Source organism: Nonomuraea sp. NPDC050556, assembly GCF_044457355.1.
In the GTDB taxonomy this organism is placed as follows: domain Bacteria; phylum Actinomycetota; class Actinomycetes; order Streptosporangiales; family Streptosporangiaceae; genus Nonomuraea.
Genome location: NZ_JBITGU010000005.1, coordinates 503,423 through 516,835, shown reverse-complemented (window position 1 = coordinate 516,835; position 13,413 = coordinate 503,423). Strand labels below are relative to the sequence as shown.

Here is a 13,413-nt window from a genome sequence, read left to right as displayed (position 1 = left end):
GGATCATCCCATAGCGACGCTGAGCCCAGAGGTCCATGACAGTCAGAAGCCCCGAACCGTGATCGGCTCGGGGCTCTCTGTCGAAGTGGAGCCTAGGAGATTCGAACTCCTGACCCCCTGCATGCAAGGCAGGTGCTCTGCCAACTGAGCTAAGGCCCCTTCAGACGAAGGACAGCTTACCTGGCCGACGCGGCTACCTGGTGCGTCCCCAGGTCCTCACTCAAGATCAAACCGGGAAAATCCGCGATCGAGTCCAGAATGTGGGTCGCGCCGCCCTTCAACAGCCGTTCCCGGCTGTGAACCCCCGTCAGCACCCCCGCCACCACCGACGCCCCAGCGCGCCGTCCGCAGAGCATGTCGCTCTCCGTGTCGCCCACCACGGCGACCTGGCGCACGTCCTCCAGGCCCAGCCGCAGCACGGCATGGAGCACCATGTCGGGCCAGGGGCGGCCCCTGCCCGCGTCCTCCGGGCAGATGGCGAGGTCGATCTTGTCGTGCCACCCGAGCACGCTCAGCACCCGGCTTAAGGTGGCGCGGCTGAAGCCGGTAATCACGGCGATCTTGACGCCGGACCCGGCGAGCTTGTCCAGGGCCTCCACGACCCCGGGCACAGGAGTGAGACCTGCTCGCCCGATCGCCCCTTCGTAGGAGCGTTCGAACGCCAGGTTCGCCGCCTGCGCCTGAGCCTCGTTGCCTGGGAAGATCCCGCGGAACACCTCGACCTTGGGACAGCCCCGGAACCGGTGCACGTGCACCATGGCACGTGCGTACGCCCCGGTTCCGGGGACTATGCCCTGTGTGGCGATCGCTTCGGCGAAAGCACGTTCCACCGTGGCGACGTCACCGATCGTGGTGCCGGCGAGATCCAGGCAAGCCAGCTTGATGGGGCTCATCGCCTCACCCAGGACCGTTTTAGTTTTCGCTGCCGGTTGCCTCGGTCCACAGGTCAAGCTCGGCGCGGTCGGCCTGGACCTTGCGCCAGATCAGCAACCCCCCGAGGGCGAGCAGCGCCAGAACGATCAGCTTCTTCACGGTGTGACCCCACTTCTTCGACGGTCTCACCTGCCGGGGTGAGACGACGCCCGGTTCCAACGGTTGACAAGCAGCCTAGCAAGGGTTGGGCGTGGTCCCCGTGTTGAGCGGCATCCAGATATGCCGAACCTTCCGACAAAGAACGACAACCCGCAGGTGAGAACGGCGTGCCGTCCGCTGTCGGCCAAAATCCATCCTGTACGGCGGAGCCGCGGAACACCCACCCGCCGACCGTGGCCGGGCTCCTTCCAGGGACACGGCCGACGAGCGCACACATGACCCGCCGCGACGCCGCCACGCTGGCCCCCGTGACCGCACACCGACCCCACGAGACACGTGGCAATTGACCAGACGCCAAGGGCACCGTGCGCGGCCCATGAGCAAGGGCCCCAACAGGTGAGGACCCCAAGAGGGCGGGCCCCCAACAGGGCGGGCCCCCAACAGGGCGATGGCCTCGAAGAAGGGCGAGAGCCTCTGAGGGGCGATGAGTGTGGGGCGATTGGCCTAAGCGGGCAGGACAAGAGCCATCGGGGGCAGAGCGCGGGACAAAGAGGGGTGAGCCCCCAAGTGGCCGTCTCCTGACCCAGCCGGGCACGATCGGGGTGTGACCGTCAGAAACGCGCTAGAGGCCCTCACCCGCCGCCCGCTCGACTTCCTGCGCTCCTCCTGGCCCTGGCGGTCCCTGGCCTACCTCGCGTCGAGCGTCGTCCTCTGCCTCCCGGCCGTCCTCGTCGCAGCGATCGCCGCCGACTCCGTCGTCCTCGCCATAGCCACCGCCCTGGCAACAGCGGCCCTCTGCGCCCCCCTGGCAGCCAGGTTCGAGCTCTGGCGGCTCCGCCTCATCGACCTGACACCCCCACAAGAGGCGACCAGGGAGCGCAGGCGCCTCCTCGGCCTCGTGTCGCTCGTGGCGCTCTGGTGGATCGACCTGCTCATGCTCGGCGTGACCCTCGGCGGCCCCGCCGTACTCATGATCTCGCCCGCCGTACAACCGGGTGAGCTCTACGAGACGGCCCCCATGACAGCGGTGGGCGTCCTGCTGCTGCCCGTGGCCGCCTACACGGTCACAGCGTGGGCAGGGGCGCGCGGAACGGTCACCAGGGCGCTGCTCGTCCCCCGGGACACCGAGCTCAACGAGGTGCTGCGCTCCCGTGCCAGGCTGGTCGACGCGTTCGAGACCGAGCGGCGCAGGATCGAGCGTGACCTGCACGACGGCGCCCAGCAACGCCTCGTGGCGCTGTCGATGGCCCTGGGGCTCGCCAGGCTCGACGCACCCCCCGAGCTCGCCGTACAGCTGGAGAAAGCGCACGGCGAGGCCAAGCAGGCGCTCGTGGAGCTGCGCGAGCTGATCAGGGGCGTGCACTCGCACGTGCTCACCGACCGCGGGCTGGAGGCGGCCGTCAGAGACGTGGCCGGCCGCTCGCCGGTGCCGGTGACGGTGGATCTGCCGATCGACACCAGGCTGCAGGAGGCCGTCGAGGTCAGCGCGTTCTACGCGGTCAGCGAAGCGCTCGCCAACATCGCCAAGCACAGCCAGGCCACCACGGCCTCCATAGAGGGGCAGATCACCAGGAAAGAACTCGTGATCGAGGTGCGGGACGACGGCGTCGGAGGCGCCGACCCCGCGGGCGGCACGGGACTGGTGGGCCTGGCCGATCGGTTGTCGGTCGTGAACGGCAGACTGTCCGTGTCCAGCCCGGCAGGCGGGCCGACCCTGGTGCGAGTGGAGATTCCGTGCGCGTAGTCATCGCCGAGGACACCGTCCTCCTGCGCGAGGGGCTGGTGGGGCTGATCGAGCGGTTCGGCCACACGGTCGTGGCCGCCGTCGGCGACGCGCCCGCGCTCGTCCAGGCCGTCGAGGCGCACGGGCCGGACATCGTGGTCACCGACGTCCGCATGCCGCCTGGCTTCTCCGACGAGGGACTCAAGGCCGCCCTGGAGCTCAGGAGGGCCGATCCGCGCCTGGCGGTGCTCGTGCTGAGCCAATACGTCGAGCAGACCTACGCCGCCGAGCTGCTCGACTCGGCCGGCGGCGCGGGCGTCGGCTACCTGCTGAAGGACCGCGTCGGCGAGGTGACGGAGTTCGTCGACGCGCTCACCAGGGTCGCCGCGGGTGGCACGGTCGTCGACCACGAGGTGGTCCGCCAGCTCCTCAGCAGGCGGCGCGACCCGCTGCGGCGACTGACGCCGAGGGAGCTCGAGGTGCTGTCGCAGATCGCCCAGGGCAGGTCCAACGCGTCGGTCGCCGCCGAGCTCGTCGTCACCGAGGCGGCCGTCTCCAAGCACATCGCCAGCATCTTCACCAAGCTCGACCTCCCACCCGCCGCCGACAGCCACCGCCGCGTCCTGGCCGTTCTCGCCTACCTGAGGAGCTGACATGACCCTCGTACGGCGAGCAGACCCGCCCAACCAGCCCCGCACTCGCTTTTAGGATCGCCAGATGAACGAACAGTGGCAGGAAGTAGCCGACCGGGTCTTCGTGCGCAGGCACAAGTCCTTCGACCTCAACGTCGGCCTCGTCGTCGGCGACGGGCACTGCCTGGTGCTCGACACCCGCATGTCCCACGCCCAGGGCCGCGACCTGATCGAGGCGATCAGGAAGATCACCGACGCCCCCTGGACCGTGGTCAACAGCCACGCCCACTTCGACCACTTCTTCGGCAACGCCGTCTTCCGCCCGGCCGAGATCTGGGGCCTGGCCAGGACCGCAGAGCTCATCGTCGAGCACGGCGCGGAGCAGCGCGAGCGGGTGATCGGGTGGCGTCCCCAGGACGCGGAGGAACTGGCCGAGGTCGTGATCGACCCGCCCGACCACACCTTCGTCGAGACCTCGACGCTCGACATCGGCGGCCGTGCCGTACACATGCGTTATTTCGGGCGGGGCCACACCGACAACGACCTGGTCCTGCACGTGGAGGACGCCGGAGTGATCTTCGCGGGCGACCTCGTCGAGGAGGGGGCGCCTCCGGCGTTCAACGACGGCTACCCGCTCGACTGGCCGGGCACGCTCGACGCGATGCTGGCCGGGTTCTCCGGCGAGGTGGTCGTGCCGGGGCACGGCGCGGTGGTGGACCGGGCCTACGTTCGCGGCCAGCGTGAAGACCTGGCCGTCACGGCCGAGGTGGCCAGGCGGGCGCACGCGGAGGGGCGCACGGACCTCCTGTCGGAGATCCCCTTCCCGGAGGGTGCGGCCAAGGACGCCCTGGAGCGGGCCTTCCTTCAACTTTCGCTATAGTGCATAATGCAATATAGAAGGAGGCATCATGGCGCGCCGTACTGATCTGGTCGGACTGACCGTGCTGGCCATGCTCTCTGTGCGCGCCAGCCATCCGTACGAACTGCACAGGTTCATCGTCGACACCCACAAGGACTACATCACCGGGCTGCCGAGGAGCCTCTACCACGCGGTCGAACGGCTGGCGAAGGAAGAGCTGATCATTCCGGTCGAGACCAGCCGCGAGGGCCGCAGGCCGGAGCGGACGGTCTACGAGATCACCGAGGAGGGCCGCGACGAGCTGGCCGCCAGGCTGCGCGCGCTGCTCGAACAGCCGGACAGCGACCGGCGCACGTTCGTCGCCGCGATCTCGCTGGTCGGCTGCCTGCCGATGGGCGAGGCCAAACACGCGCTGCGCACCCGCGCGGCGACCGTGGAGGGCGCCATCGCGGGCATCGAGGCGCACATGCGCGGCATGGCCGAGAGCGGGCTGCCGGTGATCCTCATGCTCGAGATGGAGTACGAGCGCGAGCTGCTGGTGGCCGAGCTGGGCTGGGTCCGCGGCGTCGTCGCCCGCATCGACAAGGGCGAGCTCGACTGGTCAGCGACGGTCAAACAGTCACTCATGGAGCAAGTCTTCGAGTAGCGAACCAGGGAGCTGCCGTGCCCCACCAGATCAACGACCTTCTCGTACGGCTGAGCCAGGCGTGGAACGACGGCGACGCCACCGCCTACGCGGAGCTGTTCACTCACGACGCCGACTACATCACCTTCTTCGGCCTGCACATGGAGGGCCGGGCGGCGATCGAGGAGTCGCACCGCCAGCTGTTCGACGGCCCGATGAAGGGCACGACGATGCGGGGCGACGGCGAGCCCAAGATCCGCCACCTGAGCGACGACACCGCGCTGGTGATCTCCGAGGGCGGCCTGAACCCGTCCGTCGTGACCTTCACCGCCGTCCGGCAGGGGGACGGCTGGCTGTTCTCCTCCTTCCAGAACACCAGGAAGGCGCAGCCGTGAAGCGGAAACTGCTCGCCGAGGCGTCCGGCGTGGTCGACGGGCCGGTGGAGAAGGTGTGGAAGATCCTGCTGCCCCAGGTGCAGCAGGTGGAGACGATCCCCGGGCACACGCCGAAGGTGGAGGTCCTCGACCACCTCGTCGCCTACCAGGGCGGCTGGTGGTATCGGGGCGAGTGGTCGGTGGAGCCGCACCCGCAGGGCACGCGGGTGGTTCACCGGGTGTTCAACGTCGCCACGTGGGGGCGGTGGGGCGTGCCGCTGGCCAACCGGTTCTTCATCGGCTACCAGGCGTCGGTCGAGAAGGCATTCGCCGAGGGACTTGCCCAGATCAGGGAGGCTTTGTCTAGGCTCTGATCATGGACGTGCACTGGGGGCCGCTCACCACGCACGACGCGGCGGCGTGGGCGGAGCTCGCCGAAGCGGTCGAGGCGGCGGACGGGACGGGCGGCCATCACACGGCTGAGCAGATGGCTGAACGGCTGGCCAACCCCCTGCTCGACCTGGCGGAGGGCACCCTCGCGGCGAGGCAGGGCGGTCGGCTCGTGGCGGTCGGGGTGGCGCCGGTCAGGCCGACGGCGGATCCCAAGCATCTGATGGAGCTCTGGGGCGGGGCCGTGCATCCCTCGTTTCGTGGGCGGGGGTACGGCAGGCGCATCCTCGACTGGGCGATCACCACCGCGCCCGTGTTGCACGCGCGTCGGCATCCCGGGAAACCGTTGCACCTGCATCTGCCGGTGGACGAGACCAACCATGACCTGGCGAGGCTGGCTGGGTCGGTGGGATTCGCGCCGGTCCGCAGGTTCCACAGCATGCGTCGATCGCTGGACGGGCCTGTCTCGCCGCCCAAGCTCCCGGACGGCGTCACGATCGCCCCCTGGACACCGTCTCTCGACCCCTTGGCCCGTGAAGTGCGTAATGCCGCCTTTCGCGACCACTGGGGTTCTTCGCCGCACACGGAGGAGAGCTGGGGGCGGCTCATCACCGGGACGGCCGCGTTCCGCCCGGAGGGCTCGTTCCTGGCTGTGGATGAGGGGCGGGCGGTGGGGTGTTTGATGACGCATCACCGGGGGGTGGACACGGCTTGGATCCAGATCATCGCGACGGTGCGTGAGTGGCGGGGGAGGGGGGTGGCTAGCTCCCTGATCTCGCACGCGTTGGCGTCTTTCCAGGCCCAGGGGTACGGCACGACCGCCCTGACCGTGGACGCCGACAACGAGACGGGCGCGGTCGCGGTGTACACCCGTGCGGGTTTCGAGGTCTTCAAAACCGTCACGACCTACTCCATGGACCTGACCCCCCAAACCCCATAACCCAAATCACGAGAGGCGGGACCCCGAAGGGACCCCCGCGAAGGGACCCCCTGGGAAAGGGGCACCGCCCCCCGAAAGGGCCCACCCCCGAAAGGACCCCGCCCCCCCCGAAAGGACCCCGCCCCCCCCCGAAAGGACCCCGCCCCCCCGAAAGGACCCCGCCCCCCCGAAAGGGCCCGCCCCCCGAAAGGGCCTCAGCCTCTCGAAAAGGCCCCGCCCCTCTCGAAAGGACCCCGGTCATCAAGGGAGGGTCAGACCCCTCAGGGGTCGGACCAACCCGGCTTCTCTGAGGGTGGCCCGGGATCCTGAGGGTGGCCGAGCTGGAGGGGCGGGCTTCTTAGGGGCGGGGGCGTGTAGGTGGGTTGAGGGGGTGAGGCGGGGTGTTATGCGAGCCTGATGACGCCCTTGGAGACCTTGATCTTCTTACGCGGCAGCCCCCGCGTGGCGGGTCCGTGGACGACGGCGCCGGTTCTGATGTTGTACTTGCTCCCATGGCAAGGGCAGTTGATGGTCCCCCCGCTGACGCTCGCCACCGTGCACCCCTGATGCGTGCACTTGGCGCTGAAACACCTGAACGTCTTCGCGGACGGCCTGGTAATCACGTACTTGCCCTTGACGATCTTCCCCCCGCCGACCTTGATGCTCTTGGTCTTGGCGAGGACCGGCCCGGCGGCAGAGGAGTCCGCATCCGCCGGAGTGGCGGCCCACAGGAACACGGCGCCCGCTCCAGCGGCGCCACCTCGGGTGATCAATGCACGGCGTGTCAGCATGGTTGCCTCCTTCAACCACCTTCCACGTACGCCAGCGCCCGCCGGTTCACCGGAAACCGCGCCATGAATCCACCGTCGACCACAGCCAGCGTCCCCCCGTGCAGCACCGCGATGTCCCGCGCGATAGGCAACCCCAGCCCAGCCCCTCCGGCGTCCCGCGCCCGCGCCTCGTCCAACCTGGTGAAACGGTCGAAAACCGCCTCCCGCTGGTGCGCGGGAATCCCCGGCCCGTCGTCGAGCACCTCGAGCACCGCGTGATCCTCTTCCACCCCGACCCGCACCTCGACGGCCGAGGCCGCGTGCCGTACGGCGTTGTCGACCAGGTTGGTGACCAGCCGGTCGATGTGCCCACGCGCGCCCTGGATGACCACGTCCGGCTCGATGTCCAGCCTCAGGTGCACGTCCGGGCGCGGAGTGATGCGCAGCGACTCCTCGGCGGCGGCCTGTCCCAGGTCGAGGTCCTTGGACTTGAGCGGCTCTCCCGCGTCGAGCCGCGCCAGCAGCAGCAGGTCGCCGGCGAGCGACTGCAGCCGCGAGACGTCGGCCAGCGCCTCCTGGGTGAGCTCGCTCGGCGCGGCCAGCTCCAGCCGGGCGCGCAGGGTCGCGATCGGGCTGCGCAGCTCGTGCGCCGCGTCGGCGACGAACCGCTTGTGCGTCTCCACGGCCGTCTCCAGCCGGTCCAGTGTCCCGTTGACCGTGTTGGCCAGCGCGGCGATCTCGTCGCCCGACTCGGGGACGGGCACCCGCTGGTGCAGGTCGCGCGCGGTGATGTCGGCGACCTTCGTCCTGATGGCCGCGACGGGGTTGAGCGCGCGGCCGACGGAGAACCACGTCATGGCGGCCACGACGACCAGCAGCAGCGGCACCCCGGGCAGGAGCACGCTGTTGAGCGTCGAGAGGGCACTCTCGGCACCCGCCAGCGACTCGCGGGCGTAGAGGGACACCATGGCGCCGCTCGCCGCGGGCACGTCCATGCGGGCGACGGCGAAGTCGCCGGGTTGCGCCCATTCGGCGGGCACCGTCTGCGCGAGGGTGGCCACCTGGATGTCCGGGTCCTGAACCGTGGTGGTGGCCAGCGGAGTCGCCTTCCCGGAGATCGTCAGCGTCGTGCCCGCCTGGACGAGCTTGCGCGCCGCCTCAGCCTCAGCGCTGCTCTGCAGGCTGCCCCTCAACGTGGCGACCAGGACCAGCGCGACGACGCCCAGCGCGGCGGCGACCACGAGCGTGGCCGCGAGGGTGGCGCGCAGCCGTACGGACTTCATGCCGCCTCCAGGCGATAACCCGCGTGCAGCGGTACGGACTTCATGCCGCCTCCAAGCGGTAACCGGCGCCGCGTACGGTCACCAGCGACGACCTGCCGAACGGCAGGTCGATCTTGCGGCGCAGCGCGCTGATGTAGACCTCGACGATGTTCGGGTCGCCGTCGTAGGAGAAGTCCCAGGCCTGGGCGAGCAGCTCGCTCTTGGACACCACCTCGCCCGCCCGCCTGGCCAGCCCGTGCAGCACGGCGAACTCCTTGGGCGTCAGCGCGATGTCGACGGACCCCCTGGCGCAACGCAGCCCGGCCGGGTCGATGACGAGGTCGCCGACGGCGATGGAGACGGGGCGTTCCTTGCCGCCCCGCCGTACCAGCGCGCGGAGCCTGGCCAGGAGCACGACGTAGGAGAACGGCTTGGCGAGGTAGTCGTCGGCCCCGGTGTCGAGCGCCTCCGCCTCGTCGTAGACGCCGTCCTTCGCGGTGAGCATCATGATCGGCGTCCAGTTGCCCGCCTCGCGGAGCTTGGCACAGACCGCGTAGCCGTTCATCCTGGGCAGCATCACGTCCAGGACGATCACGTCGTAGTCGTTCTCGGTCGCCATCCACAGGCCGTCGCGGCCGTCGTAGGCGACGTCGACGGCGAAGCCCTCGCTCGCCAGCCCGCCCTTGACCAGGTCGGCCAGCCGTTGCTCGTCTTCAACCAGTAGCACTCGCACAACGTCCAGAGTGCCTTAGAGCACCTAAAGCGAACCTGAAGATCATTTTTGCTGCCTTCAGGGTCGCTTCAGGTTCGCCGGGCCAGCCTGTGGCCATGAACAAACGACGTATGGCCGCTCTGACCGCGGTCGCCGGAATCCTGCTCATGTCCGGCCTCACCGGTTCGGCGATGGCCGACAACGCACCCGACCAGGCCCCCAAGGGCACCTGTACGACGAGTGACGGCAAGACGTTCGAGTTCAAGGAGGCCATGCCGGCGCTCACCCTGGAGCCCGCCGAGAAGGCGGACCCCGAGGCCGGAAAGATGATCAAGGTCGAGAAGCTGGACGACAGCACGGAAGCCACCGCCACCACCGAGTCCGTGCCCGCCGAGTCCGCGAAGCCCGCCGACGACGAGACCGCCAAGCTGCACATCCAGCCGAAGGACGGCGCGGCGATCACCGTCACCTGCAAGCTGAACTAGAAGGACGGATGCGGGCCCAGCGCCCAGTATTCGTATAGGCCGTAACCCACGTTGCCGTCGTACTCGAACCTGCCGATGGCGTCGACCAGGCCCCACATCCTGGCCGCGTCCTCGGGCAGCGTGTGCGTCACCCCCTGCACCACGGGCTCCCTCCCCTGGTACATCCCGTGTTTCCAGTCCGGCTCCAGCCCGTAGCCGGTGCCGACCATGAGGTGTACCGGGAGGACGGGGGTGCAGTGCACGTCGAACGGCTTGCCCCCGGGCGGGGAGAACGTGATCGTCGCCTCGACGACGTCGCGGGTGCCCGGGGCGTAGACCGGGCGGTAGTCGGGGCGGCCGAGGTACTCCTCCTCCCTGCCGTCCGACCAGACCCTGGTGGCCTCCTCCAGGACCCTCCTGCCCTTCTCGTCCTCCTGGACGATGCAGAGGATCGCGTGGTCCTCGAACTGCATCGGGGTGTAAAGCCAGTAGAAGGTGCCCGCGTTGTTGGCCTGGATGCCGGGGGGTTCAGGCTCGCCGACCGGGCGGATGCCCCAGGACCTGTCACGGGTCCCTTGCCAGACATCCGGCGTGACCTCTATGGTCTCACCATTTATCTGGATCTGGCCGGACCAGCGTCCTGTCTGCGCCAGCCGTACGGAATCGAACATGACCCGCTCCTGCCAGCGGATGAAGTGCCGTGGCTCGAGCGTTGCCGGGATCGTGCCCGTCCACGTCAGATCGAAGGAAAGGCCATGCTCGTTAGGCTCCAGCACGACGCGGAGCCGTTTGAGCCCTTCGATGACTTCTACGCGGAACGGGCCGATCTCGGTGTTCATGCGATCCGCGCCGAGCTCCCTGGAGGCGCGGACGACCTGGTGCAGGTTCCCGTGCCTGACGCAGGCGAACGCGTCGGTGACCCCGAGGTTGGGGTACTGGCCCACCCCGACGATCAGCATCAGGTCAGCCGTGTTGTGGCAGTTGAAGTAGTAGCGGTCGTAGAAGTTGCGGTCGGACGTGGCCACGTGCCGCATGACCTGGGCTGCCTGGTGGATGGGGTAGTCGTCGAGGGGTGACAGGGTCATGCCGCCGTTTGTAGCAAGCGCTTGGTAGACACGCAAGTGCGCCCCCCGGATTTCTCCGGAGGGCGCACCCGTTGTGGCTCAGGACATCTTGCGAGATGCCTCGTTCGCCTTGTCGGAGACCTTGGACGCGACGTCGTCCGCCTTGTCGGCGGCTTCGTCGGTCTTCTGGCTCACCCACTGCGAGGCGTCAGCGGCCGAATCCTTCATGTGGTCGGTCCACTGCTGAGCATTGCGCCGGTAGAAGACGTAGCCGACCGCGCCCAGAGCCAAGCCGGACACGAGCACGATCACCGGCCAGCGTCGTGACTTCGGCGGTGTGGGATCGATCTTCCCAGCCGCCTGCGCCAGCAACGCGCTGACCTTCGGGGCGAGTTGATCCTCGACCCTGTGCGCAGCGTCCTCTAGCCTTGGAGCAGCCCAGTAACGGGCTTCTTCGATCCGGTTGGCGGTAGCCACCTTGGCCTGGTCCGCCATCGGCGCGATCCGTTCACCGGCTCGCATTGCCTGGGCCTTCATGCGACCCATCCACGTGGTCGGGACTTCAATGACCACGCGGCGCTTTCTGAGTGTCAGGGACACGACAACCTCCCCTGTCGTTGGGGCCCCGCAGCGTGACCTTCCCGATACACGACGGCTCAATCATGGGGAGCCGTGGGAGGATGCTGCTGAGGCCCAACGGCCGTAGTCATCAAAACACCACAAAACCAACCCTGTGCATAGAGGGAGCAGCGGCCTGTGGCTGAGAAGCTGATCGCAAATCTGAAGACCAATCGTGGCGATATCAAGGTGGAGCTTTTCCCCTTCAAAGCCCCGAAGACGGTGAAGAACTTCGTCGAGCTCGCCGAGGGCACGCGCGAGTGGACGCACCCCGAGACCGGCGAGAAGACCAACGCCAAGCTCTACGACGGCACGATCTTCCACCGGGTCATCAGCGGGTTCATGATCCAGGGCGGCGACCCGCTCGGTGAGGGCATCGGCGGGCCCGGCTACGAGTTCGACGACGAGATCCACCCGGAGCTCTACTTCAACCGTCCCTACCTGCTGGCCATGGCCAACGCGGGCATCAGGTTCGGCAAGGGCACCAACGGCTCGCAGTTCTTCATCACCGTCACGCCCACGCCGCACCTGAACGGCAAGCACTCGATCTTCGGCGAGGTCATCGAGGGGCAGGACATCGTCGACGCGATCGCCAAGACCGACACCGACCGCCGCGACCGGCCCACCGACCCGGTCGTGATCGAGTCGGTCACCATCGACCGCGTGCAAGGCTGAGCGCGTACGGCGGGCTCAGGCCATAGGCTGGCAACCATGACCAGCCAGCCGCCGAGCCCGCCGGAACAGCCCGCAGAAGCGGTGCCGACCTGCTACCGGCACCCGGGCAGGGAGACGTGGGTCCGCTGCCAGCGCTGCGAGCGCCCGATCTGTCCCGACTGCATGAACGACGCCTCGGTGGGCTTCCAGTGCCCCGAGTGCGTGGCAGCGGGCAACCAGGCGATCAGGCAGGCGCAGTCCGTCTTCGGCGGCAAGGTCGTGCGCACGCCGTACGTCACCTACACGATCCTCGGGCTCATCCTCGCGATGTTCGCCGGGCAGCTGCTCACCAACGACAGGCTGACGTACGCGCTGGGGATGAACGTCTATGCCGTCGTGGCCGACGGTCAGTACTACCGGATGATCACCAGCGCGTTCCTGCACTTCGGCGTCCTGCACCTGGCGCTCAACGGCTACGCGATCTTCCTGATCGGCCCCAACCTGGAGCGGGCGTTCGGCCACGTCAGATTCGCGGCGCTCTACCTGCTCAGCGCGCTCGGTGGATCGGTGCTGAGCCTGTGGTTCGACTCCTTCGACGCACTGAGCGCGGGCGCGTCAGGGGCCGTCTACGGGCTGTTCGCGGCGATCTTCATCGTCGGCCGCAAGCTGCGCTTCGACGTGCGTGGCGTGGTCGTCCTCATCGTGCTCAACCTGGCGCTCACGTTCCTGCCGCAGCTCATCCCCGGCATCCTGGGCGGCGTGCAGCTCAGCTGGACGGCGCATGTCGGCGGGCTGGTCACGGGCGCGGTCGTAGCCGCGGTGCTGGCCTATGCCCCCAAGAACTCCCGCACCCTCGTGCAGGTGGCGGGGCTCGTGGGGACGGCGGCCGTCCTCGCGGTGCTGGTGGTCACCAGGGCCACCATGCTCCTCAGCTGAGTCTTCCCCAGGTTGTGGAAAAGACTGTGGAAAGAACTAACGCCAGCGGGTGGAAAGCACCACACCGAAGATGATGAATACGAACCCGATCAGCAGGTTCCAGTTGTGCAGATCGCCGATGAAGGGCGTGCTGGGAGCCACGTAATAGATGGCGATCCACAGGATGCCGATAATCCACGAGGCCACCATGGTCGGTGCGAGCCAGCGCGGGCTGACCTTGACCGTCTGCGACTTCTGCGGCGGAGTGTAAACCGCCTTCTTGCGAGCCTTGGACTTGGGCACTTTGTGACTCCTGCTGCGGGCCTGGGCTTCCGGATCGTCCACAGGCTCTCTGTTAAGCGTAGTTGAAGCGTGGCCCAGGATAGTCGCCACGCGCAGG

General features: G+C 68.3%; 18 protein-coding genes and 1 tRNA gene. 10 read left to right on the top strand and 9 right to left on the bottom strand.

Features of this window, described 5'->3' with window-relative positions; all coding sequences use genetic code 11:
* Window positions 1–86: 86 nt before the first annotated feature.
* From ACIBG8_RS44825 to ACIBG8_RS44815, 3 genes are all read right to left on the bottom strand, one after another.
* Window positions 87–159 (bottom strand) — tRNA-Ala (locus tag ACIBG8_RS44825).
* Between the two features lie 17 nt (window positions 160–176).
* The gene (locus ACIBG8_RS44820) at window positions 177–893 is read right to left on the bottom strand and encodes an HAD-IA family hydrolase (protein WP_397349380.1); all 717 of its coding nucleotides are present in this window, start codon (window positions 891–893) and stop codon (window positions 177–179) included.
* A 19-nt stretch (window positions 894–912) separates the two neighbouring features.
* Entirely contained in the window at window positions 913–1,032 is a 120-nt protein-coding gene (locus ACIBG8_RS44815; protein ID WP_397349379.1) for a DLW-39 family protein, read from the bottom strand.
* Window positions 1,033–1,636: 604 nt separating this feature from the next.
* Here ACIBG8_RS44815 and ACIBG8_RS44810 point away from each other — a divergent pair.
* The 7 genes from ACIBG8_RS44810 (at window position 1,637) to ACIBG8_RS44780 (ending at window position 6,575) form a co-directional block, all read left to right on the top strand.
* The gene (locus ACIBG8_RS44810) at window positions 1,637–2,776 is read left to right on the top strand and encodes a sensor histidine kinase (protein ID WP_397349378.1); all 1,140 of its coding nucleotides are present in this window, start codon (window positions 1,637–1,639) and stop codon (window positions 2,774–2,776) included.
* A complete protein-coding gene (locus ACIBG8_RS44805; RefSeq protein ID WP_397349377.1) occupies window positions 2,767–3,408 on the top strand; it encodes a response regulator in 642 nt (213 codons plus the stop codon). The genes ACIBG8_RS44810 and ACIBG8_RS44805 overlap by 10 nt, the downstream gene beginning before the upstream one ends.
* A 64-nt stretch (window positions 3,409–3,472) precedes the next feature.
* On the top strand, window positions 3,473–4,267 hold the full coding sequence (locus tag ACIBG8_RS44800; RefSeq protein ID WP_397349376.1) for an MBL fold metallo-hydrolase: 795 nt from the start codon (window positions 3,473–3,475) through the stop codon (window positions 4,265–4,267).
* A 28-nt stretch (window positions 4,268–4,295) separates the two neighbouring features.
* Window positions 4,296–4,892, top strand: a complete 597-nt coding sequence (locus ACIBG8_RS44795) for a helix-turn-helix transcriptional regulator (RefSeq protein WP_397349375.1) — start codon at window positions 4,296–4,298, stop codon at window positions 4,890–4,892.
* 17 nt (window positions 4,893–4,909) lie between these two features.
* Entirely contained in the window at window positions 4,910–5,266 is a 357-nt protein-coding gene (locus ACIBG8_RS44790) for an SgcJ/EcaC family oxidoreductase (protein ID WP_397349374.1), read from the top strand.
* Complete coding sequence (locus tag ACIBG8_RS44785; RefSeq protein WP_397349373.1) at window positions 5,263–5,619, top strand: hypothetical protein; 357 nt, start codon at window positions 5,263–5,265, stop codon at window positions 5,617–5,619. The genes ACIBG8_RS44790 and ACIBG8_RS44785 overlap by 4 nt, the downstream gene beginning before the upstream one ends.
* Before the next feature lie 2 nt (window positions 5,620–5,621).
* Window positions 5,622–6,575, top strand: coding sequence for a GNAT family N-acetyltransferase (locus ACIBG8_RS44780; RefSeq protein ID WP_397349372.1), 954 nt, complete (start codon window positions 5,622–5,624; stop codon window positions 6,573–6,575).
* A 383-nt stretch (window positions 6,576–6,958) separates the two neighbouring features.
* Here ACIBG8_RS44780 and ACIBG8_RS44775 read toward each other — a convergent pair whose 3' ends face one another.
* From ACIBG8_RS44775 to ACIBG8_RS44765, 3 genes are read right to left on the bottom strand one after another with little or no spacing between them, the layout of a single operon-like run.
* Window positions 6,959–7,345: a Rieske (2Fe-2S) protein gene (locus ACIBG8_RS44775; RefSeq protein ID WP_397349371.1), complete on the bottom strand. Its 387-nt coding sequence runs from the start codon at window positions 7,343–7,345 to the stop codon at window positions 6,959–6,961.
* 11 nt (window positions 7,346–7,356) lie between these two features.
* On the bottom strand, window positions 7,357–8,607 hold the full coding sequence (locus tag ACIBG8_RS44770) for a sensor histidine kinase (RefSeq protein ID WP_397349370.1): 1,251 nt from the start codon (window positions 8,605–8,607) through the stop codon (window positions 7,357–7,359).
* Between the two features lie 40 nt (window positions 8,608–8,647).
* Entirely contained in the window at window positions 8,648–9,319 is a 672-nt protein-coding gene (locus tag ACIBG8_RS44765; protein WP_397349369.1) for a response regulator, read from the bottom strand.
* Window positions 9,320–9,414: 95 nt separating this feature from the next.
* Between ACIBG8_RS44765 and ACIBG8_RS44760 the strand changes: the two genes are divergently transcribed.
* On the top strand, window positions 9,415–9,783 hold the full coding sequence (locus tag ACIBG8_RS44760; RefSeq protein ID WP_397349368.1) for a hypothetical protein: 369 nt from the start codon (window positions 9,415–9,417) through the stop codon (window positions 9,781–9,783).
* Here ACIBG8_RS44760 and ACIBG8_RS44755 read toward each other — a convergent pair.
* Window positions 9,780–10,847 carry a hypothetical protein gene (locus ACIBG8_RS44755; protein WP_397349367.1) on the bottom strand — a complete coding sequence of 356 codons (1,068 nt, stop codon included), beginning with the start codon at window positions 10,845–10,847 and terminating at the stop codon, window positions 9,780–9,782. The genes ACIBG8_RS44760 and ACIBG8_RS44755 overlap by 4 nt on opposite strands.
* Window positions 10,848–10,925: 78 nt before the next feature.
* Window positions 10,926–11,426, bottom strand: coding sequence for a hypothetical protein (locus ACIBG8_RS44750; RefSeq protein ID WP_397349366.1), 501 nt, complete (start codon window positions 11,424–11,426; stop codon window positions 10,926–10,928).
* A gap of 156 nt (window positions 11,427–11,582) precedes the next feature.
* On the opposite strand from ACIBG8_RS44750, the gene ACIBG8_RS44745 reads away from it, so the two are divergent.
* Both ACIBG8_RS44745 and ACIBG8_RS44740 read left to right on the top strand, forming a co-directional pair.
* Window positions 11,583–12,119, top strand: a complete 537-nt coding sequence (locus ACIBG8_RS44745; RefSeq protein ID WP_397349365.1) for a peptidylprolyl isomerase — start codon at window positions 11,583–11,585, stop codon at window positions 12,117–12,119.
* A gap of 36 nt (window positions 12,120–12,155) precedes the next feature.
* Window positions 12,156–13,034 (top strand): rhomboid family intramembrane serine protease, encoded by an 879-nt coding sequence (locus ACIBG8_RS44740; RefSeq protein ID WP_397349364.1) that lies wholly within the window; start codon window positions 12,156–12,158, stop codon window positions 13,032–13,034.
* Window positions 13,035–13,070: 36 nt separating this feature from the next.
* Here the strand turns inward: ACIBG8_RS44740 and ACIBG8_RS44735 are convergent, their stop codons facing one another.
* Window positions 13,071–13,316: a cell division protein CrgA gene (locus ACIBG8_RS44735; RefSeq protein WP_397349740.1), complete on the bottom strand. Its 246-nt coding sequence runs from the start codon at window positions 13,314–13,316 to the stop codon at window positions 13,071–13,073.
* Window positions 13,317–13,413: the final 97 nt, after the last annotated feature.

Bases quoted from the DNA above. Each gene is read 5' to 3' on its own strand.
- ACIBG8_RS44760 (WP_397349368.1), top strand. From the start codon at position 9,415: ATGAACAAACGACGTATGGCCGCTCTGACCGCGGTCGCCGGAATCCTG.
- ACIBG8_RS44795 (WP_397349375.1), top strand. From the start codon at position 4,296: ATGGCGCGCCGTACTGATCTGGTCGGACTGACCGTGCTGGCCATGCTC.
- ACIBG8_RS44740 (WP_397349364.1), top strand. From the start codon at position 12,156: ATGACCAGCCAGCCGCCGAGCCCGCCGGAACAGCCCGCAGAAGCGGTG.
- ACIBG8_RS44770 (WP_397349370.1), bottom strand. From the start codon at position 8,607: ATGAAGTCCGTACGGCTGCGCGCCACCCTCGCGGCCACGCTCGTGGTC.
- ACIBG8_RS44800 (WP_397349376.1), top strand. From the start codon at position 3,473: ATGAACGAACAGTGGCAGGAAGTAGCCGACCGGGTCTTCGTGCGCAGG.
- ACIBG8_RS44775 (WP_397349371.1), bottom strand. From the start codon at position 7,345: ATGCTGACACGCCGTGCATTGATCACCCGAGGTGGCGCCGCTGGAGCG.
- ACIBG8_RS44780 (WP_397349372.1), top strand. From the start codon at position 5,622: ATGGACGTGCACTGGGGGCCGCTCACCACGCACGACGCGGCGGCGTGG.
- ACIBG8_RS44820 (WP_397349380.1), bottom strand. From the start codon at position 893: ATGAGCCCCATCAAGCTGGCTTGCCTGGATCTCGCCGGCACCACGATC.
- ACIBG8_RS44755 (WP_397349367.1), bottom strand. From the start codon at position 10,847: ATGACCCTGTCACCCCTCGACGACTACCCCATCCACCAGGCAGCCCAG.